This window comes from Frankia sp. AgB1.9, assembly GCF_016786355.1.
GTDB lineage: Bacteria > Actinomycetota > Actinomycetes > Frankiales > Frankiaceae > Pseudofrankia.
In genome coordinates this window covers 1-19,529 of sequence record NZ_JADWYX010000025.1, presented here as the reverse complement: position 1 = coordinate 19,529, position 19,529 = coordinate 1, and the positions used below count along the sequence as shown (strand labels likewise).

Genomic DNA, 19,529 nt, shown 5'->3' with positions numbered 1-19,529 from the left:
CCCCGCCCCCGCCCGCGCCCCCCCCCCCCCCCCCCCCCCCCCCCCCCCCCCCCCCCCCCCCCCGCCGCCCCCCCCCCCCCCCCCCCCCCCCCCCCGAGGGGAGTCTCCATGATCAACCCAGTCGTCCCGGGCGCCCCGGCACCCGCCGCCGCGCCGGACCCGGCGACCGTCGAACGCCTCGTCCGCGAGCAGTTCGCGGTCATCGAGACCGGTGACCTCGACCTCGCCGACGGCAACGTCACCCCGGACTTCGTCAACCACCGGGCCGGCCACGAGCCGCCCGCCGCCCGCCAGCGTGGCCCCGAGGCCCTCAAGGCGACGGCGCTCTGGCTGCGGCGCGCCTTCAGTGAGCCGCGTTTCGACATCCACCACATCGAGGTGACCGGGGACCGCGCCACCGTCTGGGCGACCCTGCACGCCACCCACACCGGCCCGTTCGTCGTCCACGACTCGCCCGACGGCGCCGTGACCGAGGTCTTCCCGCCGACCGGGCGCGCCTTCGCCGCCCGGCACGTGCACTGGTTCCGCGTCGCCGACGGGGCGATCGCGGAGCACGACGCGGTCCGTGACGACCTCGACATGGCCAAACAGCTCGGCTGGATCCCGCCGCGACCGGCGTACATCGCGCGGATGGTCCTCGCGCGGCGGCGGGAACGCTCCCGCGCCTCCCGCCCCGACGACGCCTCACCCAGGAGATGATCAGCATGCGCCGCAAAGCCCGACCGTTGGCCCTCGTCGTCCTCACTCTGGCGGTGGCCGCCGGCTGCCCCGCCGGCGACGGGAGCCGCCCCACCTCGACAACCCGGCCGGCGCCGGCCGCGAGCGGGTCGCCCGCGCGGACCGGCACCTCGGCCGACGCGGACACGGCGTTCTGCGCCCTGGCCCGGGCGAAGGGAGCCGCGAACCTCAACGTGTTCGACGGCGACTCGACGACCCCGGAGCAGGAGCGCCAGGTCCTGGCCAACATCGACGACCTGACCACCGCCGCCCCCGCCGCCATCCACCCCGACTTCGTCCGGTTCGACGCCTTCGAGCACGCGCTGCTCGCCGAGAACGGCACCCCCGGCCCGGCGCTCTCCCAGGAGGCTGGTGGCCAGGAGCTGCGTGACTCCCTGCAGAACATCAGCGACTACCTCGGTCAGCGCTGCGACATCCACGCCTGACCCACGACGCGCGACCCACGATCCGCGGCGGGCGCCCGCCGACCGACCCGGCAAGGAGACGGCGATGAAGGTCGCGATACTCGACGACTGGTTCGACACCCTGCGCACCCTCGACTGCTTCGGGCGGCTCGCCGGCCACGACGTGACGGTCTTCCAGGACCACGTCGAGGACGTCGACCTGTTGGCCGAGCGCCTGCGCGAGCACGAGGCGCTGGTGCTCATCCGGGAGCGGACCGAGGTCCGGGCGCCGCTGGTCGAGCGGCTGCCCCGGCTGCGGCTGATCAGCCAGCGCAGCGTCTACCCGCACATCGACGTCGACGCGTGCACCCGGGCCGGGGTCGTCGTGTCGTCGAACCTGCACACCGACTCGCCCTCCTACGCGACGGCCGAGCTGACCTGGGGCCTGGTCCTCGCGGCGATGCGCCAGATTCCCCAGCAGATGCAGTCGCTGCGGGCCGGAACCTGGCAGGCCGGCGTCGGCCACACCCTTCGGTCGAGGACCCTCGGCGTCTACGGGTATGGCCGGATCGGCGCGGTCGTCGCCGGCTACGGGCGGGCGTTCGGCATGCGGGTGCAGGTGTGGGGCCGGCCGGAGTCGCTCGCCCGGGCGGCCGCCGACGGCCACACCCCGGCGGCCAGCAAGGAAGCGTTCTTCGAGACGTCCGACGTGCTGTCCCTGCACCTGCGGCTCGTCGCCGCGACCCGCGGCCTGGTCACGGCGGCGGACCTCGCGCGGATGAAGCCGACCGCGGTGCTCGTCAACACCAGCCGCGCGGGCCTGCTGGAACCGGGCGCGCTGGTGGCCGCGCTGCGCGCCGGCCGGCCGGGTGGCGCGGCGGTCGACGTGTTCGAGGACGAACCGCTGCGCGACCCCGAACACCCGCTGCTCACCCTGCCGGGCGTCGTCGCCACCCCGCACATCGGCTACGTCACCAGGGAGGAGTGGGACCTGCAGTTCACCGACGTGTTCGACCAGATCAACGCCTACGCCGCCGGCCGGCCGATCAACGTCATCAACCCCGAGGCCCTTCGCCGGCGGCCGGGCTGAGCTAGCCGGCGGCGAGCTCGGCGGACGGCCGGGGTGCGCCTGATGCCCGAGGTGCGCCGAGCTCCCAGGCGAACCCGTCCGGGTCGGTCAACGCACCGACATCGCCACCGATCACGAGCCGGTGCGACCCGGACCCGTCCGGCGAGACCCCGGCGTCCTTGGCCAGGGCCTTGTGCCGGTAAAGCCCCAGCTTGACCGGGCTCGACGGGGTGTCGAACTGGACGTACATGGGGCCGAAGCTCTTCGCCACCGCGAGGCCGTGCTCGACGTAGAACCGCTTGCTCGCCCCCACGTCGGTCACCCCGAGCAGGAGCACCAGCTCGTCGACCTCCCGGCTGGCCGGGGCGGTGTCCTTCTTCGCCGAGGTCGCGATCTTCCAGATCGTCCCGTCCGGGGCCCGCAGGACGCCGCCGTAGCCCCAGAAGGACTTCGCGGCCGGCTTCAGCGCCGTCGCTCCGGCGGCCAGGGCCGCGTCGAAGAGGCTGTCGGCGTTGGCGGGCTGGGCCACCGTGAGCGAGAGCGTGAAGCCGCGGAAGCCGTCGGTCGGCGCGTCCGAGGCGCGCAGCCGGAGCTGGTCGCCAAGCCCGAAGGCGGCGTCGTAGAAGGCGGTGGCGGCGGTGAGGTCGGCCACCTCAAGGGTGACGGAGTCGATGGAAGCCATGCCGGTGACGCTAGGTGCGGACCGGCGCCCAACGCTTCTCCATTCCTGCCCGATCCAACCGTCGGCGGCTCCCGACCCACCCTGTCACCCAGCGTGACGCCAATCCGCCGAAGGTAGGACGGCACATCCGCGTCACCCGGGTGCGCTCACCCTCATGAGGTGGCCGCGACGCGGGTGGTCCGGTGTTTCTCGCGAGTTTTCTTCGCAGCCGGCGGTCTGGTGCATTCATTGGACGATTATCGGTCCTATTTTCGCGTCGAACCGCTGTGTCGAAACAAACCTGAATTCTGTCGCTTCAAATACCTCGACGGCCGCGAATAACGTTTCCAACATCGGGTAACCCAATCGGCGGACAGGAGTCGTATCTGTCAGGAGAGGTTGCTTCATCATGAGAATGCGAAAGACTGTGAGTCTTCTTGCCTCGACCGGTGCCGCCGGCGCGCTCATCCTGGGCTCCGCTCTTCCCGCCGGCGCGGATCCCAACAGTCCGAACGTCCTGGTCGGTGGTGCCGCCCGATGTCCGGCCAGCATCGCGACCGGCGTGGCGATCACCACGTCGGCCGGTGAGTCGGACTCGTCCGGGGTCAGCGCGACCGGCTTCTACAGCCTGAGCCTTCAGCAGGTCCCGACGGTCGGCACCGTCGCGACGTTCAGCGTCGAGTGCAGCAACGGCGCGGACAGCTTCAGCCGCACCCGCGTCATCACCAGGCCGATCAGCGGCAAGCTGGCCACGGTGAACCTGTTCTCGTAACAGATCACAGCCGTTGAACGCCCGCTGAGAACGCGTACTCCTGGCCTGTGTGGCAGCGCCGTGGCGGCCTCCACCGAACCTTTCGGTGGAGGCCGCCACGCTGTCGCGGTGTGTAGCGGGGAGCCGGTCCTAGGACGCGGTGCCGTCGAGGGTGCCGGCGATCCTGTCCAGCAGGGCCTCCAGGTCGGCCAGCGGCGCGCAGTCGGCCCGGGGACGACCGTCGGGCAGCGCGGCGAGGACGCGCATCTCGGTGACAAGCCGGGTCAGGCCGTCGGTCTCCGCGAACGCCGGGTCGCTGATGCTCGGGCGCAGCGCCGCCTCGTGGGCCCGCCAGATGACGGCCCGTCCGTCGAGACGGATCGGCTCGCCTGCCGTGCGCCGCACGTCGTCGGCCTTGCGCGGCACCCAGGAGAACAGGTCCGACAGCCGGTTGTGGGAGAAGCCGGAGAACGGCTCGATCGAGACCCGGTCCGGCCGGCCGGTTGGCCCGGCATGGCTGGGCCTGGGGGACACCGGCTCCGGGAACAGGTCGATCGCGTCGCGGTGCAGCTCGCCGCCCTTGCTCTTCTGGTAGGGCTCCAGGTAGACGACCCGGGCCAGGCCCGAGGCGATGATGTTGCGGGTGCACTCGTGGCAGGGCAGCGTCGTGGAATAGAGCGTGCCGCCGCCGATCGCGATGCCCCGGCGGGCCGCCGAGGTGATCGCGACCATCTCGGCGTGGGTCGTGCGGCCGTACTCGATGACGTCGAACAGGTCGGCGTCCCGGATGTCCTCGTCGTTGATGGCCAGCTGGGTCAGCTCGGCGATGGTGCGTTTCTGCAGCTCCGGGGTGAACCAGCCGGGGCGCAGCCGGGCCAGCAGGTCGGCGAGGATCTGGGCCCGGATGCCGTCGGAGGCGTCGAGCCCGGCCATGAACTCGCGGCCGTCCGGCTGGCTCTCGGTGTGGTAGTAGCCGCCGCCGGCCTTCGGCACCTCGTTCGCGCCGACCGCGACGATCTGCTCGTCCACCATGATCGCCGTGCCGACCCGGCGCGCGAGCACCGCCGTCGTCAGCGAGCCGCGGTACGCCGCGGCCATCCCCAGCTCGTCCATCGTCAGCGTGTGGAACGGATGGCTGTGGATGCACTCGACCAGCCGGCGCACATGCCGGCGGGTCTGGGTCGGGTCGTCACACCGGACGAACAGGTCACACCGCTCCAGCGCCGCCGAGGACGACAGCCGCATCCCGCGGCCCACCGGCGGCGCGGTCAGGCTCGTCGCGAGCCCGAAGTCCCGGTCGACGGCATGGGTCGCGGCCCGCTCGGCGTCGGTGGCGTCGAGGCCGGAGCTGCGTTCGAACAGCTGCGCGAGCAGCCTGGCCCGCTCCGGGCGGGGCGCGTCCGCGGCGATGAAGAAGGCCCGCCGGCCGTAGACCTGGCGCAGCGTCTCCACCTCGGCCTTGTGGCTCAGACCGTCCAGGACGAACGCGCGGGGCCGGGCGTGGTCGATCGACGCGTCACCGCGAATCCGGTGGATCTCCCGGACGCCGGCGAGCGCGACCCCGTCGGCCCGGGCCAGCTCGTCGCGCAGCCGGTCCCCGGCGTCCATCAGCAGCTCGCGGCGGGTCGGCTCGTCCGCCGGGGTGTCCGGGGACGAGACCAGCGGGGCGAGCAGCGTGTCCAGGTCGATCCGGAACACCTGGTAGTTCGCCGCCGCGAGGGCGGCGTGCAGCTCCTGGACCACCGGCGCGATCTCGGTGCCGACGGTCCGCACGATCCCGAACACCAGCTCGGGGGTGCGCAGATGCTCCGCGAGGCCCAGCTGGCAGCCCGCGGTGTCCCGGCGCGTCGCCGTCCGCTTCTCAGCCATGATCTTCTGGTCGGCCCTCCCCGGTCCTCACCCTGTCAGCGTGCTCGCCCTGTCCCTGTCCGCAACGCCGGTCCGATCGGGCCCGGGGCAGCGGGGTGTCGACCATAGGCCGCCTCGGCCCGCGGGCCAACCGCGGGGTCCGCCAGCCGGTGCCTCGCGCGGCCTGACCGACTCGCGCGGTCTGACCGAACAGGGGAGCGGGCCTCGATCGGTTGACGAGGACATCGCTGGGCATTCCTTGCGCGGGGCCGGCGCCCTGGACCCGTTCCTGCCCGCGTCGACCCGGTCTGACCCGAGACGGGAGGCTCCGGTGACCAGCGGTCCCGCGGCCTCGCTGCTAGGGAGTTCCTGATGGAGATCGAACAACGCCCTCTCGACGTACGGTTCAGCTGCCGCCGCTGCGGCTGGCAGTGGCGGGAGAGCTTCGAGCTGGTCCGCTGGTCGGACTACGACGGCGACGACTTCGAGGCGTACTTCCACCGAGGCGTCCCCGTGCCGTCGCCGGCGCTGGGGCGTCGCTGCGCGGCCTGCGGGGGCCTGCGGGTCGACTGGACGGACGTGGCGTTCCTGCCGCGCCGCGCGGCCGTCACCGAGTGGCCCGTGGGCCCGGCGGGCCGCACCCAGCCGGTACGGGCCGAGCCGAAGGCACCGACACTGCGGTGGCTGACCAGGGCCGCCCACCAGCGCCAGCCGATGACCCGCCGGTTCCCCTGACCGGTTTTCGGGCGGCCGCCCGGCCGCTCCCCGGTGGTCAGCCCAGCAGCGCGGGAGCCAGCCGGCGCCATGCCTCGGTGGGGAAGGAGTTGTCGGCGTTGATGACCTGCACGCAGACGTGGTCGGCGCCGGCCGCCTGGTGCTCACGGACCCGCTGCGCGATCGCCGCCTCGTCGCCCACGGCGATCGTCGCGTCGACGATCCGGTCGCTGACCTCGGTGACGTCGTCGTCGGTGAAACCGAGCCGGCGCAGGCTGTTCGCGTAGTTCGGCAGCTGGAGGTAGCCCGCCAGGAACTTCCGCGCGATCGGGAGCCCGGCCGCCCGGTCCTCGGTCAGCACGACGGTCTGCTCCGGGGCGAGCAGCGGCCCGGCACCCAGCGCGGCGCGGGCGGCCGCGGTGTGCTCCGGCGTGACGAGGTACGGGTGCGCGCCACCGGCCCGGGTCCTGGCCAGCTCCAGCATCTTCGGGCCGAGCGCGGCGAGCACCCGGTCGGCGACCGGGACCGGCGGGGCCGCGGCGTCGAGGGCGTCCAGGAAGCCCGCCATCGCACGCAGTGGCTGCCGGTAGCGGCCCTGCTCCTGCTGGTCGATCAGCGGGGCATGGCTAACCCCGATGCCGAGCAGCAGCCGCTCGCCGAACTTCTCGACCAGCGCCGCCCGCCCGGCGGCGACGTCGGCCGGCTCGTGCATCCACAGGTTGAGGATGCCGGTGGCGATCACCGCCCGCCGGGTCGCGCCCAGCAGGTGCTCCAGCGCGTCGAACAGCGGCCCGCCCATGTCGGGTATCCACAGCGCCCGGTAGCCGAGTTCGTCGAGCTCGGCCGCAGCCGCCGCCGCGGCGCCCGGGTCACCGAACCGCAGCTGCATGCTCCAGATGCCGACGCCGTCCAGCTTCATGCCGCCACGCTCCTCTGCCTGGTCAGTGCCTGTTCCGCTGTGCCCGGTTCGCCCAGGGCGGCCCGCCCGTCACGCTGACCGTATCGAGCGGGTCGCCGGCCCGGCCACCGGGACCGGTTTGATGTCATCGGGCGATGACTCGTGATTTGCTGGGAAGTCGACGGGGGTCGGCCGTGGCGCCGCCCGCCGGCGGTGGTGGGGTCAGGGTGGTGCGCCGCCAGGCGTGACGGTGGGTCAGGAGTGGCCCGGCGCGGTCGTGGCGGCGCGGAAAGGGTGGCCGGTGAGCGTCCAGGAGCAGGACCCGAGCCCGCGCGGCGACGGCGGGGGCGAACGGCCGCGGGCGGTCGCGACCAGCTTCGCGGCCGGCGGGCTGCGGTTCGCCGCCGACCGCTGGGACCCGCCGGCAGGCAGGCCCCGCCACGGCCTCGTGCTACTGCTGCACGGCGGCGGCCAGACCCGGCATTCCTGGCGCCGCACGGGCGAGCGGCTCGCCCAGCTCGGCTGGTCGGCCGTCGCCGTCGACGCCCGCGGCCACGGCGACACCGACTGGGACCCGGGCCAGGACTACAGCCACCACGCGATGGCCGACGACCTCGGCGAGATCGTCGCCCAGCTCGGCGAGCCGCCGGTGCTGGTCGGCGCGTCGATGGGCGGCATCACGGCGCTGCTCGCCCAGGCCCGCACGCCGTCGCTGGGCCGGGCCCTCGTGCTGGTCGACATCACGCCCAGGCTCGAGCCAGCGGGCATCAAGCACATCTTCGAGTTCATGACGTCCGCGCCGGACGGGTTCGCGACTCTCGAGGACGCCGCGGACGCGATCGCCGCCTACAACCCGAACCGGCCGAAGCCGACCAACCTGTCCGGCCTGAAGAAGAACCTGCGGCTGCGGGACGGCCGCTGGCACTGGCACTGGGACCCGGCGTTCATGAAGATCCGCGACGAGGCCCGCCGCGAGCTCGGCGACGAGGTGCTGCCCGACGCGAACCGGCCCGACCTGTTCGCCGGCGCCGCCGACATGACCGCGCAGGAGTTCGCCGCCGAGGCCGAGAAGACGCTGCAGACCGACTCGCTGCGCACCGCCGCCCAGGCGATCCGCGTCCCGACCCTGCTGGTGCGCGGCAAGCAGTCCGACATCGTCAGCGACGAGGGCGTGGCCGAGCTGCTGGAGCTCATCCCGCACGCCGAGTACGTCGACGTCACCGGCGCCGGCCACATGGTCGCCGGCGACGACAACGACGTCTTCGCCGGCCGCCTCGGCGACTTCCTCACCCGCCTGCCACCGGTTGCGGGCTGACCGGCGCCACGTCGGCCGGGGCGGGAGAACCGACGTGACGGAGGGCAGTCCGTCCGACCAGCTGGAAGCGGAGACCTTGGATCATCAGCGGTCCTGGTTCGACCAGGATGTGGTGCCGACCGTCGCCGAGGCCGCGCGAATCCAGGACCAGATGCGCGGACTGGTGGACCTGGAGAATTCGGCCCGGATCCCACCGCGCACCGTCGCCGGCCTCGACGTGTCCTATCTGAAGGATTCGGACCTGCTCGCGGCGGCCGTTGTCGTGTTGGACTTCGAGACGCTCGCCGTTCGGGAATCGGCTGTTGTGCACGGCCGGGTGAAATTTCCGTACGTGCCCGGACTGCTGGCTTTCCGTGAGGTCCCGGCGCTGCTGAGCGCCTTCGAACGATTAACTGCGGCTCCTGATGTCCTGGTGTGTGACGGTTACGGGCTCGCGCACCCGCGCAGGTTCGGCCTGGCGTGTCATATCGGCGTCGCGACCGGCCTGCCGACCTTCGGAGTCGCGAAGACGTCGTTCACGGCACGTTTCGGCGAGCCCGGGGCTGAGCGAGGCGCCTGGTCTCCACTGGTCGACCAGGGAGACGTCGTCGGCCGCGCCTTGCGGACCCAGGATCGAACCAGGCCGGTGTTCGTCTCGGTAGGCCACCGGGTGGGCCTGGGGGACGCGGCGGAAATGACGCTCGCGATGTGCCGAGGGTTCCGCCAGCCGGAGGCGATTCGCCGCGCCGACGCGCTGTCACGGGCCGCGCTCGGCACTATTCCTGCCGGCTTCGAGCCATGACCCGATAGACCCGGGCGGTGATTCCGCCCGCGTGATCCGCTCGACCCCTCATGATCGCGGTTTGGGCCCTGGGGTGGTTGTGGAAACGCCCTAGTCACGACCATCCCAGGGCCAAAACGGCGATCAAGGCATTGTCCGGGGTACGGCACAAGCTGACCCTGGCGATCCCGGCGCCGGCGTCCGCGGCCAGGCGGCGGTCCCGATGGCAGGCTGCCGAGTATCCGTTAGGCCGGGCCGTCGAGTTCGAGGTCGGCGTGGCCGATGTCCAGCTCGACGCGGGCGGCGACGAACCGGGTGATGCCGAGCTGCAGCGGGGTGCCGTCCATCAGCGTGTCCAGAGACCTGGTGACGAGCACGACCGAGCCGGCGGTCAGGCCGAGGTCGGCGGCCTCGGCCGCAGTGGCGTGCCGCGCGCTGACGGTGGTCGCGGCCCGCACGTAGTCGTCGATCCCGACGGCCCGCAGCGCCGCGGTGATCGACCCGTCGAGGCCGAAGCGATCCGTGAGCCCGGGTACCCGGTCGGCCGCGAACCAGTGGGTGCCCCGTGAGGTCGGCAGCCCGTCGATGGACGACGCGGTCTCCAGCCGCAGGGCCGCGCCGTCGCCGAGGGCGAGCCGCTCGGCGACCTCGGCCGGGGGTGCCGGCTCGACCGCGGATGCGAGCAGCCGGCGCCCGGCACCGCCGCGGCTGCCGAGGCTGTCGCTGAAGCGGGTGCGCGCGCCGATCCGGTGGACCAGCACCGTGTGCTCGGCGACGAAGGTCCCGCTGCCGCGGCGGGCGACGACCAGGTGCTCGGCGGCGAGCGCGGCCATGGCCTGGCGCACGGTGTTGCGATGCACGCCGAACCGCTCGGCGAGCTCGCCCTCGGCCGGCAGCTTCGCGCCCGGTGCGCGGGTGCCGCCGACGATCTCCCGGCGCAGCTCCTCGGCGATCAGGCGCCAGGCGGCGTAACCGCTGGGGGACCTGCTCTGCGTCGTCATGGCGTTCGGAACTCTACCCACCTCCACGAGCGGCGTTTCCCGGCCGTTCACCCGCTGTCGTACAGATCGCTGCTTGTCCGACGTGGCGCGAATGCCCGGTCGTGCGGTAGCGTCAAGTTGTCCAGATAGCTGGACAACTTACGACGACAACCTAGCGGACCACTAGCTGGACAAGGTTGACGGAGGATGCGGTGACGTCACAGACGCTCCCGACCGAGGGCACGGCCCTCGAGGCCCGGCGGCGATGGATGCGGACGCTCGCGACGGCCAGCCCAGCCGCCCTCGCCGCGGCCTGGCTCGACTGGGCGCCCAAGCCAGCCGTACAGGCGGTCCGCGGGCCTGAGGCGGGCCTGGTGATGGTGCGGGCGCGGATCGACGGCGGCGGGGCCCGGTTCAACCTGGGAGAGGCGACCGTCACCCGCGCCACCGTGCGCCTGCACGGCGAGCCGCTGGCCGCCGACGCGGTCGGCACCTGCTACGCGCTCGGCATCGACCTGGAGCACGCCCGGCTCGCGGCCATCTTCGACGGACTGCTGACCGACGCCGGCCAGCGCGAGCGGGTGCTGGCCGAGGTCATCGCCCCCCTCGAAGCGGCCCAGGTCAAGCAGGACGAGACCCGCCAGGCCGAGGCCCGCAGCACGCTCGTGGACTTCTTCTCGGTCGCCAGGGAGCACGGGTGAGCCCCGCCGCGGGAACCGTTCCCGCCATCCCGGCCCCCGGCTTCGCCGACCCCGCGCGGGACGCGCAGCGCGCGTTCCGGGCCGTGCTCGACGCGCTTGCCCATCCCACTCGTTCGTATCCGCTGGCCGGGCCGGCCGAGCCCCCCGCCGCGCTGGGCCGGGGGCTCGCGGCCGTCGCGCTCGCTCTGCTCGACGAGGACTGCGCCGTCTGGCTCGGCGGCGCGCTTGGGCGCGACCCCGAGACGGCCGCCTGGCTCAGGTTCCACACCGGTACCCGACGCGTCGACGAGCCGGCCGCGGCCGGGTTCGTCCTGACGGGCCCGGACGCGCTGCCGCCGCTGGCCTCGCTCGCGCTCGGCACCGACGAGGCGCCGCACCTGTCCGCGACGGTCGTCCTCGACGTCCGCGCCGCCACGGGACCGGCCCGGTTCCTGGCCCGGGGACCCGGCATCGACGGGGTCGCGACGCTCGCCGCCCCGTGGGCGCCGGCCGGCTTCGCCGACGCCTGGCGCCACAACGCCGGGCTCTTCCCGCGGGGCGTCGACCTGCTGCTGGTCGGCTCCGACACGGTCGCCGCCCTGCCCCGCACCACGCGCCTGACCGACGCCGACACCAACTCCGTCACCAGCTCCGACTCCGACGAGGAGGCCTGAACCGATGTACGTCGCGGTCAAGGGCGGGGAACGTGCCATCGCCAACGCCCACGCCCTGCTCGCCAAGCAGGGACGCGGGGACCCGGGGCTGCCACCGATCGACCTGTCCGCCGTCGCCGGCCAGCTCGGGGTCCTGGTGTCGCGCGTGATGGCCGAGGGGTCGCTGTACGACCCGGAGCTGGCCGCGCGGGCCATCCTGCAGGCCCAGGGCGACGTGCTGGAGGCCGTCACGCTGGTGCGCTCCTACCGCACGACACTGCCCCGCTTCGGCTACACGCTGCCGGTGGACACGGCCGCGCTGCCTCCGCAGCGCCGCGTCTCGGCGACGTTCAAGGACCTGCCCGGCGGCCAGCAGCTCGGCGCCACCTTCGACTACACCCACCGCCTGTTCACCGACCGCCCCACCAGCGGCCCGCGGACCGCCGCGGCGGCCGGGCCGGCGCCGGCCATGCCACGGGTCACCGACCTGCTCGGCGCGAGCGCGCTCGTCGAACCCGACCATTCGACCGGCACCGGCGACCCGGAGCCGGCCGACCTCACCCGCGAGCCCAGCGTCTTCCCGCTGAGCCGGGCCGAGCGGCTGCAGGCGCTCGCCCGCGCGGACGAGGGGTTCCTGCTGGGCCTCGGCTACTCGACCCAGCGGGGCTTCGGGAGCACGCACCCGTTCGCCGGGGAGATCCGCGTCGGCGAGGTCGAGGTCGAGCTCGACGCGCCAGAGCTCGGTTTCGCCGTGCCGCTCGGCCGCGTCGAGATCACCGAATGCCAGATGATCAACCAGTTCCAGGGCAACGGCGACACCCCCGCCCAGTTCACCCGCGGCTACGGCCTGGCCTTCGGCCGCGGTGAGCGCAAGGCGATGGCGATGTCGCTGGTCGACCGGGCGCTGCGCGCCGGCGAGTTCGGCGAGCGCGTCGTCGCCCCGGCACAGGACGAGGAGTTCGTCATCAGCCACAGCGACAACGTCCAGGCCACCGGCTTCGTGGAGCACCTGAAGCTGCCGCACTACGTCGACTTCCAGGCCGAGCTCGGCCTCGTCCGCCGCCTGCAGGCCGAGTTCCACGCCCGCGCCGCGGCCGAGGCGGCCACCCTCGCCCAGACCACCCCGGCCGGCGCGGACGAGATCCGCGCCCTCGCGGAGGCGGGCGCATGAGCCTGACCTCCCCGCTCGCCGACCCTGCCACCGAGCCGGCGCGGACACCGGGCCTGGTGGGCTACAACGTCGGCTACCTCGACGAGCAGACGAAACGGATGATCCGCCGGGCGCTGCTGAAGGCCGTCGCGGTCCCCGGCTTCCAGGTGCCGTTCGCGTCCCGCGAGGTCCCGATGCCGCGCGGCTGGGGCACCGGCGGCGTGCAGGTCACCGCCGCGATCCTCGGCCAGGACGACGTGCTGAAGGTCATCGACCAGGGCGCCGATGACACGACCAACGCAGTGTCGATCCGCTCGTTCTTCGCCGACGTCGCCGGGGTGCGTACGACGACCCGGACCGCCGAGGCGAGCGTCATCCAGACCCGCCACCGCATCCCTGAGACGCCGCTGGCCGACGGCCAGACGATCGTCTACCAGGTGCCCGGGCCGGAGCCGCTGCGGTTCCTGGAGCCGCGCGAGACCGAGACCCGCCGCCTGCACGCGTTGGCGGACTACGGCCTGATGTACGTGAAGCTCTACGAGGACATCGCCCGGTACGGGCACGTCACGACCACCTACGACTACCCCGTCATGGTCGCGGGCCGCTACCTCATGGCGCCGTCCCCGATCCCGAGCTTCGACAACCCGAAGATGCACCGCAACCCGGCCCTGCAGCTGTTCGGCGCCGGACGTGAGAAGCGCATCTACGCGGTGCCCCCGTACACCGACGTCGAGAGCCTGGGCTTCGAGGACCACCCGTTCGAGCCGCAGCGCTTCGACGCGCCCTGCGCGATCTGCGGCTCCACCGGCGTGTACCTCGACGAGGTCATCACCGATGACGTCGGCGGATCGATGTTCGTCTGCTCCGACACCGACCACTGCGAGAGCGCGGCCGCGGCCGCCGAGGACACGGCCGCCTTTGCCGCCGAGGACACGGAGGTGACCGCGTGACCGTCCGGGACCTGACCCCGGCCAGCGCGCAGCCGCTGCTGGAGGTCCGCGGCGCGGGCCACCGCTACGGCGACCGCTGGGGCTGCCGCGACGTGGACCTCGACCTGTGGCCCGGCGAGGTGGTCGCCGTGGTCGGCGAGTCCGGATCGGGCAAGTCGACCCTGCTCGGCACGCTCGCCCAGCGGCTGCCCCTGACCGAGGGCACCGTCCGCTACCGGACGGCCGACGGCGCGGTGGTGGACCTGGCCGAGATCGGCGAGCGCGCGGTGCGTGACCTCTGGCGCACCGAGTGGGGCTTCGTCCACCAGAACCCCGCCGACGGCCTGCGGATGCACGTGAGCGCTGGCGGCAACGTCGGCGAGCCGCTGATGGCGACGGGCTGGCGCCACTACGGCCGCATCCGGGCCGCCGCCGCCGAATGGCTGCGGCGGGTGGAGATCCCCGACGACCGGATCGACGACGCCCCGGTCACGTTCTCCGGCGGCATGCGCCAGCGGCTGCAGATCGCCCGCAACCTGGTCGTCTCGCCGCGCCTGGTGTACATGGACGAGCCGACCAGCGGCCTGGACGTGTCGGTGCAGGCCCGGCTGCTCGACCTGATCCGCTCGCTGGTGACCGAGCTCGGCCTGGCCGTGATCATCGTGACGCACGACCTCGCGGTCGCCCGGCTCATCTCGCACCGGACCCTCGTGATGAAGGACGGCCGCGTGATCGAGTCCGGCCTCACCGACCGGGTGCTCGACGACCCGCAGGCCGCCTACACCCAGCTCCTCGTCTCCTCGATCCTGCAGGGGTGATCCACGCCCATGACCACACCGGTCCTCGCCGTGTCCGGCGTCGACAAGACCTTCACCATGCACCTGCAGGGCGGCCAGCTCCTGCCCGTGCTGCGCGGCCTGTCCTTCGAGGTGCACGCCGGTGAGTGCGTCGCGCTCGGCGGTTCGTCGGGCGCGGGCAAGAGCTCGATCCTCAAGATGGTCTACGGCAACTACGCCGCCGAACGCGGCAGCATCGTCCTGCGACCCCCGGGCGGCGCCGTCGGCACCGCGATCGACATCGCCGCCGCCGCCCCGCGCCAGGTCCTCGTCGCCCGCCGCGACACGATGGGCTACGTCAGCCAGTTCCTGCACTGCGTCCCACGGGTGGGCGCCCTGCAGATCGTCGCCGAGCCGCTCGTCGAGCGCGGCACGGCCCCGGCGCTTGCCCGCGAGCGGGCGGCCGAGCTGCTCACCCGGCTCGCCATCCCCGAACGGCTGTGGAGCCTGCCGCCGGCGACGTTCTCCGGCGGCGAGCAGCAGCGCGTCAACATCGCCCGCGGCTTCGTGACCTCGCTGCCGCTGCTGCTGCTGGACGAGCCGACCGCCTCGCTCGACGCCCGCAACCGGGACGTCGTCACCGAGCTGATCCGGGAGAAGCGCGCCCGAGGCACCGCGATGCTCGGCATCTTCCACGACGCCGCGGTGCGCGAGGCCGTCGCCGACCGCGTCATCGAGGTCGAGCGGTTCGCCCCCGCCCTCGGAGCGGCCGCGTGACCAGGCGGTTCGCCATCTACGCGGCGCCCGGTACCGGCTCGGGGGACGCCCTGGGCGCGGCGCTGCGTGAACGGGCCGAGCAGTGGCTCGGCCGCAGTGTCTCGGGAGACCCGGTCCCACCCGGCACGCCCGCCGGCTGGACCCGTCCGGGCCTCGACGCGATCACCGTCGACGCCCGCCGCTACGGCTTCCACGGCACGCTCAAGGCGCCGTTCCGCCTCGCGAAGGGGCGTACGCCCGAGGAGCTCGACGCCGCCTTGGCCCGCTTCGCGGCGGCCCACCACGGGGCGCAGATCCCCGCGCTGTCGCTTGTCCGCATGGGTGGCTTCTTCGCGCTGGTGCCCGGTGGGCCGGCGGTACGGCTGTCGGCGCTCGCCGCCGAGGTCGTGACGAGCTTCGACCGGTTCCGCGCCCCGCCGACCGACGCCGAGCTGGCCCGCCGCGACCCGGCCTCGCTCACCCCGCGCCAGCGTGAGCTGCTGGCGGCGTGGGGCTACCCGTATGTGCTCGACGAGTTCCGCTTCCACCTCACCCTCACCGACCGAGTCCCGCCGGACCACCAGTCGGACGTGGAACGCACCCTGAGCGGCTGGTTCGCCGCCTCCCTCGGGGCGACCGTGCCCGTCGACGCGCTCGCGCTGTTCACCGAGGCCGAGCCCGGCGCTCCCTTCGCGCTGCACGCGGTCTACCCGCTGCGGCCGATCCCCGTACCCGCGCAGACCGAAGCCTTGACAGAAAGCAAAGGAACGCGATGACGCGCGAAACCGTCCTCACCAACGCCCGCATCGTCCTGCCCGAGGAGGTCCTGCACGGCTCGGTCCTCATCCGGGACGGCCGGATCGCGGACATCGGCTCCGACCCGGCCGCCCCCGGCGAGGACCTCGACGGCGACCACCTGTTGCCCGGCGTCGTCGAGCTGCACACCGATCACCTGGAGTACCACTTCTCGCCCCGGCCGGGCGTCCGGTGGGACGCCCTGCCGGCCGTGCTCGCCAGCGACGCCCAGCTCGCGGCCGGCGGCGCGACCACCGTCCTCGATGCCGTGCGCGTTGGCGCCGGCACCTCCGGCAGCCGCGACGTGGCCGCCCGGACGGCCCGGCAGCTGGCCGACTCGATCGAGCTGGCCGCCGAGGCCGGCCTGCTGCGCGCCGAGCACGCGCTGCACGTCCGCTGCGAGGTGTCCGCCGAGGACTGCCTCGACGCCTTCGGCGCGTTCGTCGACGACCCGTACGTGCGGCTGGTCTCGCTGATGGACCACACCCCGGGCCAGCGCCAGTACGCCGACCTCGAGGTCTTCAAGCGGTTCCACGTCGGCAAGGGCCTGATCGCGGAGTCCGAGTTCGACGCCTTCGTCGGGCCGCTGGTCGAACGGTCCGCGCGCTACTCCGACGTCCACCGCCGCGGGATCGCCCAGCTCGCCACGCAGCGCGGCATTCCGATGGCGACCCACGACGACGCCACGTCCGACCACGTCGCCGAGTCGGTCGCCCTCGGGGGGTGTATCTCGGAGTTCCCGACCACAGTGCTCGCCGCGGCGGAGGCCGCGAAGCACGGCCAGCAGATCGTCATGGGCGCCCCCAACATCGTCCGCGGCGGCAGCCAGTCGGGCAACGTCGCCGCCGCGGAGCTGCTGGAGCTCGGGCTGCTGCACATCCTGTCCTCCGACTACGTGCCGTCGAGCCCGCTGCAGGCCATCTTCCAGCTCGCGGCCGACGGCGTGATCGGCCTGCCCGAGGGCGCCGCGCTGGTCAGCGGCAACCCGGCGCGGTCGGTTGGCCTCGACGACCGCGGCGAGATCACCGTCGGCCGGCGCGCCGACCTGGTCCGGGTGCGCACGCACGACCTGCCCGGCGACGAGCGCCACCCGCGCGGGCTGCGCGTCCCGGTCGTGCGCGAGGTGTTTCGAGAGGGGGTGCGGGTGTCGTGACCCCGAGAGCGAGCGAGCCGGTGCCTCGTCCGACGCGGAACGAGGACGACGGGGCCGCACCGGCGCGGCCCCGGGACGCGGTGACCGAGCCCGTCGGCCCCGGCGCGTTCGTCGCGGTGGTGGGGGCGAGCGGGGTCGGCAAGGACGCCCTTATGGCCTACGCCCACGAGCGTTCCGAGGCCGTCGCACACTTCCCGCGGCGCGTCATCACCCGGCCGCCGGGTCCCGGCGAGGAACACGAGCCAGTGACGGAGGAGCAGTTCGCCGCCGCCCGCGAGCGCGGCGAGTTCGCCGTGTGCTGGCCAGCGCACGGGCTGAACTACGGCATCCCGGCCTCGGCCGACGCCGCGGTGCGCGCCGGCCGGGTCGTCGTCGCCAACGTCTCCCGCGCCGTGCTCGACGAGCTCGCCGACCGCTACCAGCGGCTGGTCGTGGTCCGGGTGACCGTGTCGGACGAGGTGCGCGCCCAGCGCCTGCGCGCCCGCGGCCGCGAGCCCGAGCCCGGCATCGGGCAGCGCCTCGCCCGCCCCGACCCGGCCCCGGGCCACCAGGCCGACACGGTGATCCAGAACGACGGCACGCTGGCCGACGGCGGCGACCAGCTGCTCCGCGTCATCCTCGACGCGGCAGGAGCCCCACTCGCCACCGGCTGACCTTCGGCTGCTTCGCCTTGCCACCCCGCGAGGCGGGGCCCTCGCCATCCTGCGACGGGTCCGCATGATCGCCGTTTCGGCCCTCCGGTGGTTGTGACCGGGCCGGTTTCATAGCCACCGGAGGGCCGAAACGGCGATCAAGGTGGCGGGCGGACCTTGGCGGTCACAGCGTGGGGCGTCGGGAGGCATCCGTTGCGGGCCTGCGCCGGTCGATGTCATCGTAGGATGTCATCGGACGTAGACATGTCGAGGCGGGGGTGGGGCGGCGATGGGCCTGGTCGGCGGTGGCGGGAGTGCGGTGGAGCGGCCCCGGTTGCTGGTGGGGGCGCTGGTCTACACCGGGCTCGTGGTGTCGCTGATCGGGACGCTGGGGACGCCGCTGATCCCGCTGATCGTGCGGGACCAGCACGTGTCGTTCGTGGCGGCGCAGTGGATGCTGACGGTCACCCTGCTGGTCGGCGCGGTCGCCGGGCCGACGTTGGGCCGGCTCGGCGACGGGCCTCGGCGCAAGGGCGTGCTCATGGGCGGCCTTGGCTCGGTGCTCGTCGGCGCGGCGGTCGCGGCGACGGCAGGGAACTTCCCGCAGCTGCTGGTGGGCCGGGCGCTGATGGGCCTCGGCCTGGGCCTGATGCCGCTGACGTTCGCGATCGCCCGGGACTGCCTGCCCCGGCCGATGAACCTGCGGGTTGTGGCCATGCTGTCGGTGACCGTCGCGAGCGGCACCGGCCTCGGCTATCCGCTGACCGGCACGATCGCCGACCACGTCGACTACCACTTCGCCTTCTGGCTGGCCGCCGTGCTCGGCGCGGTCGCGATCGGCCTGATCGCCCTCGCGGTCCCCGGCGCGGTCCCGGCCGACGCGGGCGTGGACCGGCCACGCAGGCCGTTCGACGTCCCGGGTGCCCTGCTGATCGGCCTGTCGCTCGGGACGGTGCTGCTCGGGTTCAGCGAGGCGACGAGCTGGGGCTGGGCCTCGCCGGCCGTGCTCGGGCTGTTCGCCGCCGGGATCGTGCTGGGCGCCGGCTGGTTCGCCGTCGAACGGACCAGCAGGGCCCCGCTCGTCGAGCTGCGCTACCTGACCCCGCTGCCGGTGCTGGTCAGCAACGGTGCCGCGGTCTTCATGGGCTTCGGCCTGTTCGGGATCGTCTCGCTGATCATCCGGCTGGTGGAGACGCCGCTGTCGGCCGGCTACGGGTTCGGCGGGGGAGTGTCGCTGGCCGGCCTGGTGATCATGCCGCTGTCGGTGGGGACCCTGGTGGCGACGCGGGCCGCGCGGGTCGTCGAGCGGCGGTACGGCACCGCGACCGTGCTGCTGCTCGGTGGCCTGCTGGTCGCGACGGCCGGCTTCGGGCTGGCGCTGCGGCGCGACCACCTCCTCGAGGTCGGCCTCGCGACGGCGCTGATGGGCACCGGCATCGGGACGTCGTTCGCCGCGATGCCGACGCTTATCATCACGCACGTGCCGCCGACCGAGACCGGCAGCGCGACCAGCTTCAACCAGGCCCTGCGAGTGGTGGGAGGGTCGATGGGCAGTGCCCTGGTGGCCTCGATGCTTGCCGGTTTCACGCCGGCGGGTGGCCTGCTGCCCCGGGACGGCGGCTACACGGTGGCGTTCCTGCTGCTCGGCTCAGTGAGCCTGCTCGGCGGGCTGCTGAGCCTTGTCCTGCGCCAGGGCCGTGCCTCGGCCAGCCCGGTGCCGGCCGGCGCGCGGGCCGCGGTCCTGCCCATGGGGGGCGGGGGCACCCCGAACCCGGCGACCGGACCGGCGGCGACCGCGTGACCCCCGCCGGCCCGGCCGTGGGCGCGGCGGCCCCCCCCCCTGCCGCCGGGCGCCGCCGGGCGCCGCGGCTCGCCCCCGCCCCCGCGC

General features: G+C 73.6%; 21 protein-coding genes. 17 read left to right on the top strand and 4 right to left on the bottom strand.

The genetic code is table 11. From position 1 onward, the window contains the following. The first annotated feature begins 108 nt into the window (after positions 1 to 108). The 3 genes from I6A60_RS12005 to I6A60_RS11995 all read left to right on the top strand — a co-directional run bounded on the left by I6A60_RS12005 (position 109) and on the right by I6A60_RS11995 (position 2,211). Positions 109 to 699 carry an ester cyclase gene (locus I6A60_RS12005; protein ID WP_203024099.1) on the top strand — a complete coding sequence of 197 codons (591 nt, stop codon included), beginning with the start codon at positions 109 to 111 and terminating at the stop codon, positions 697 to 699. Positions 700 to 704: 5 nt separating this feature from the next. Then, positions 705 to 1,163, top strand: coding sequence for a hypothetical protein (locus I6A60_RS12000; RefSeq protein WP_203055610.1), 459 nt, complete (start codon positions 705 to 707; stop codon positions 1,161 to 1,163). A 64-nt stretch (positions 1,164 to 1,227) separates the two neighbouring features. Beyond that, the gene (locus I6A60_RS11995; protein ID WP_203024102.1) at positions 1,228 to 2,211 is read left to right on the top strand and encodes a D-2-hydroxyacid dehydrogenase family protein; all 984 of its coding nucleotides are present in this window, start codon (positions 1,228 to 1,230) and stop codon (positions 2,209 to 2,211) included. Between the two features lies 1 nt (position 2,212). Here the strand turns inward: I6A60_RS11995 and I6A60_RS11990 are convergent, their stop codons facing one another. Next, positions 2,213 to 2,872 carry a glyoxalase gene (locus tag I6A60_RS11990; RefSeq protein ID WP_203024104.1) on the bottom strand — a complete coding sequence of 220 codons (660 nt, stop codon included), beginning with the start codon at positions 2,870 to 2,872 and terminating at the stop codon, positions 2,213 to 2,215. Positions 2,873 to 3,266: 394 nt separating this feature from the next. Here I6A60_RS11990 and I6A60_RS11985 point away from each other — a divergent pair, with 394 nt between their 5' ends. Next, positions 3,267 to 3,623 (top strand): hypothetical protein, encoded by a 357-nt coding sequence (locus I6A60_RS11985; RefSeq protein WP_238435279.1) that lies wholly within the window; start codon positions 3,267 to 3,269, stop codon positions 3,621 to 3,623. 129 nt (positions 3,624 to 3,752) lie between these two features. Here I6A60_RS11985 and I6A60_RS11980 read toward each other — a convergent pair whose 3' ends face one another. Further along, positions 3,753 to 5,471, bottom strand: a complete 1,719-nt coding sequence (locus I6A60_RS11980) for a deaminase (protein ID WP_203024813.1) — start codon at positions 5,469 to 5,471, stop codon at positions 3,753 to 3,755. Positions 5,472 to 5,822: 351 nt separating this feature from the next. Here I6A60_RS11980 and I6A60_RS11975 point away from each other — a divergent pair, with 351 nt between their 5' ends. Then, entirely contained in the window at positions 5,823 to 6,185 is a 363-nt protein-coding gene (locus I6A60_RS11975) for a hypothetical protein (protein ID WP_203024814.1), read from the top strand. Between the two features lie 37 nt (positions 6,186 to 6,222). Here I6A60_RS11975 and I6A60_RS11970 read toward each other — a convergent pair whose 3' ends face one another. After that, positions 6,223 to 7,083: a TIGR03620 family F420-dependent LLM class oxidoreductase gene (locus tag I6A60_RS11970; protein ID WP_203024815.1), complete on the bottom strand. Its 861-nt coding sequence runs from the start codon at positions 7,081 to 7,083 to the stop codon at positions 6,223 to 6,225. 280 nt (positions 7,084 to 7,363) lie between these two features. Here I6A60_RS11970 and I6A60_RS11965 point away from each other — a divergent pair, with 280 nt between their 5' ends. After that, positions 7,364 to 8,377 (top strand): alpha/beta hydrolase, encoded by a 1,014-nt coding sequence (locus I6A60_RS11965; RefSeq protein WP_307873649.1) that lies wholly within the window; start codon positions 7,364 to 7,366, stop codon positions 8,375 to 8,377. 151 nt (positions 8,378 to 8,528) lie between these two features. Next, a complete protein-coding gene (locus tag I6A60_RS11960; protein ID WP_238435290.1) occupies positions 8,529 to 9,158 on the top strand; it encodes an endonuclease V in 630 nt (209 codons plus the stop codon). A gap of 224 nt (positions 9,159 to 9,382) precedes the next feature. Here the strand turns inward: I6A60_RS11960 and phnF are convergent, their stop codons facing one another. Continuing rightward, on the bottom strand, positions 9,383 to 10,138 hold the full coding sequence (gene phnF, locus I6A60_RS11955; protein ID WP_203024816.1) for a phosphonate metabolism transcriptional regulator PhnF: 756 nt from the start codon (positions 10,136 to 10,138) through the stop codon (positions 9,383 to 9,385). A 191-nt stretch (positions 10,139 to 10,329) separates the two neighbouring features. Here phnF and phnG point away from each other — a divergent pair, with 191 nt between their 5' ends. The 10 genes from phnG to I6A60_RS11905 all read left to right on the top strand — a co-directional run bounded on the left by phnG (position 10,330) and on the right by I6A60_RS11905 (position 19,442). Continuing rightward, positions 10,330 to 10,818: a phosphonate C-P lyase system protein PhnG gene (phnG, locus tag I6A60_RS11950; protein WP_307873647.1), complete on the top strand. Its 489-nt coding sequence runs from the start codon at positions 10,330 to 10,332 to the stop codon at positions 10,816 to 10,818. Next, entirely contained in the window at positions 10,815 to 11,471 is a 657-nt protein-coding gene (gene phnH / locus I6A60_RS11945; protein WP_203024818.1) for a phosphonate C-P lyase system protein PhnH, read from the top strand. The genes phnG and phnH overlap by 4 nt, the downstream gene beginning before the upstream one ends. A 4-nt stretch (positions 11,472 to 11,475) precedes the next feature. After that, on the top strand, positions 11,476 to 12,621 hold the full coding sequence (locus I6A60_RS11940; RefSeq protein ID WP_203024819.1) for a carbon-phosphorus lyase complex subunit PhnI: 1,146 nt from the start codon (positions 11,476 to 11,478) through the stop codon (positions 12,619 to 12,621). Continuing rightward, entirely contained in the window at positions 12,618 to 13,550 is a 933-nt protein-coding gene (locus I6A60_RS11935; RefSeq protein ID WP_203024820.1) for an alpha-D-ribose 1-methylphosphonate 5-phosphate C-P-lyase PhnJ, read from the top strand. The genes I6A60_RS11940 and I6A60_RS11935 overlap by 4 nt, the downstream gene beginning before the upstream one ends. Continuing rightward, positions 13,547 to 14,347 (top strand): phosphonate C-P lyase system protein PhnK, encoded by an 801-nt coding sequence (gene phnK / locus I6A60_RS11930; protein WP_203024821.1) that lies wholly within the window; start codon positions 13,547 to 13,549, stop codon positions 14,345 to 14,347. The genes I6A60_RS11935 and phnK overlap by 4 nt, the downstream gene beginning before the upstream one ends. 9 nt (positions 14,348 to 14,356) lie before the next feature. Further along, on the top strand, positions 14,357 to 15,082 hold the full coding sequence (gene phnL / locus I6A60_RS11925; protein WP_203024822.1) for a phosphonate C-P lyase system protein PhnL: 726 nt from the start codon (positions 14,357 to 14,359) through the stop codon (positions 15,080 to 15,082). Further along, positions 15,079 to 15,837 carry a DUF1045 domain-containing protein gene (locus I6A60_RS11920; RefSeq protein ID WP_203024823.1) on the top strand — a complete coding sequence of 253 codons (759 nt, stop codon included), beginning with the start codon at positions 15,079 to 15,081 and terminating at the stop codon, positions 15,835 to 15,837. Before phnL ends, I6A60_RS11920 begins: the two co-directional genes overlap by 4 nt. Then, entirely contained in the window at positions 15,834 to 17,009 is a 1,176-nt protein-coding gene (locus I6A60_RS11915; protein ID WP_203024824.1) for an alpha-D-ribose 1-methylphosphonate 5-triphosphate diphosphatase, read from the top strand. The genes I6A60_RS11920 and I6A60_RS11915 overlap by 4 nt, the downstream gene beginning before the upstream one ends. Positions 17,010 to 17,029: 20 nt before the next feature. Next, a complete protein-coding gene (gene phnN, locus I6A60_RS11910; RefSeq protein ID WP_307873646.1) occupies positions 17,030 to 17,662 on the top strand; it encodes a phosphonate metabolism protein/1,5-bisphosphokinase (PRPP-forming) PhnN in 633 nt (210 codons plus the stop codon). 268 nt (positions 17,663 to 17,930) lie between these two features. Then, positions 17,931 to 19,442, top strand: coding sequence for an MFS transporter (locus I6A60_RS11905; protein ID WP_203024825.1), 1,512 nt, complete (start codon positions 17,931 to 17,933; stop codon positions 19,440 to 19,442). Positions 19,443 to 19,529 lie beyond the last annotated feature (87 nt).

What these genes read in the sequence shown, in the direction of transcription:
- I6A60_RS12005 (WP_203024099.1), top strand. Translation starts at nt 109, where the DNA reads ATGATCAACCCAGTCGTCCCGGGCGCCCCGGCACCCGCCGCCGCGCCG.
- I6A60_RS12000 (WP_203055610.1), top strand. Translation starts at nt 705, where the DNA reads ATGCGCCGCAAAGCCCGACCGTTGGCCCTCGTCGTCCTCACTCTGGCG.
- I6A60_RS11995 (WP_203024102.1), top strand. Translation starts at nt 1,228, where the DNA reads ATGAAGGTCGCGATACTCGACGACTGGTTCGACACCCTGCGCACCCTC.
- I6A60_RS11990 (WP_203024104.1), bottom strand. Translation starts at nt 2,872, where the DNA reads ATGGCTTCCATCGACTCCGTCACCCTTGAGGTGGCCGACCTCACCGCC.
- I6A60_RS11985 (WP_238435279.1), top strand. Translation starts at nt 3,267, where the DNA reads ATGCGAAAGACTGTGAGTCTTCTTGCCTCGACCGGTGCCGCCGGCGCG.
- I6A60_RS11980 (WP_203024813.1), bottom strand. Translation starts at nt 5,471, where the DNA reads ATGGCTGAGAAGCGGACGGCGACGCGCCGGGACACCGCGGGCTGCCAG.
- I6A60_RS11975 (WP_203024814.1), top strand. Translation starts at nt 5,823, where the DNA reads ATGGAGATCGAACAACGCCCTCTCGACGTACGGTTCAGCTGCCGCCGC.
- I6A60_RS11970 (WP_203024815.1), bottom strand. Translation starts at nt 7,083, where the DNA reads ATGAAGCTGGACGGCGTCGGCATCTGGAGCATGCAGCTGCGGTTCGGT.
- I6A60_RS11960 (WP_238435290.1), top strand. Translation starts at nt 8,529, where the DNA reads ATGCGCGGACTGGTGGACCTGGAGAATTCGGCCCGGATCCCACCGCGC.
- phnF (WP_203024816.1), bottom strand. Translation starts at nt 10,138, where the DNA reads ATGACGACGCAGAGCAGGTCCCCCAGCGGTTACGCCGCCTGGCGCCTG.
- I6A60_RS11940 (WP_203024819.1), top strand. Translation starts at nt 11,476, where the DNA reads ATGTACGTCGCGGTCAAGGGCGGGGAACGTGCCATCGCCAACGCCCAC.
- I6A60_RS11935 (WP_203024820.1), top strand. Translation starts at nt 12,618, where the DNA reads ATGAGCCTGACCTCCCCGCTCGCCGACCCTGCCACCGAGCCGGCGCGG.
- phnL (WP_203024822.1), top strand. Translation starts at nt 14,357, where the DNA reads ATGACCACACCGGTCCTCGCCGTGTCCGGCGTCGACAAGACCTTCACC.
- I6A60_RS11915 (WP_203024824.1), top strand. Translation starts at nt 15,834, where the DNA reads ATGACGCGCGAAACCGTCCTCACCAACGCCCGCATCGTCCTGCCCGAG.
- I6A60_RS11905 (WP_203024825.1), top strand. Translation starts at nt 17,931, where the DNA reads ATGGGCCTGGTCGGCGGTGGCGGGAGTGCGGTGGAGCGGCCCCGGTTG.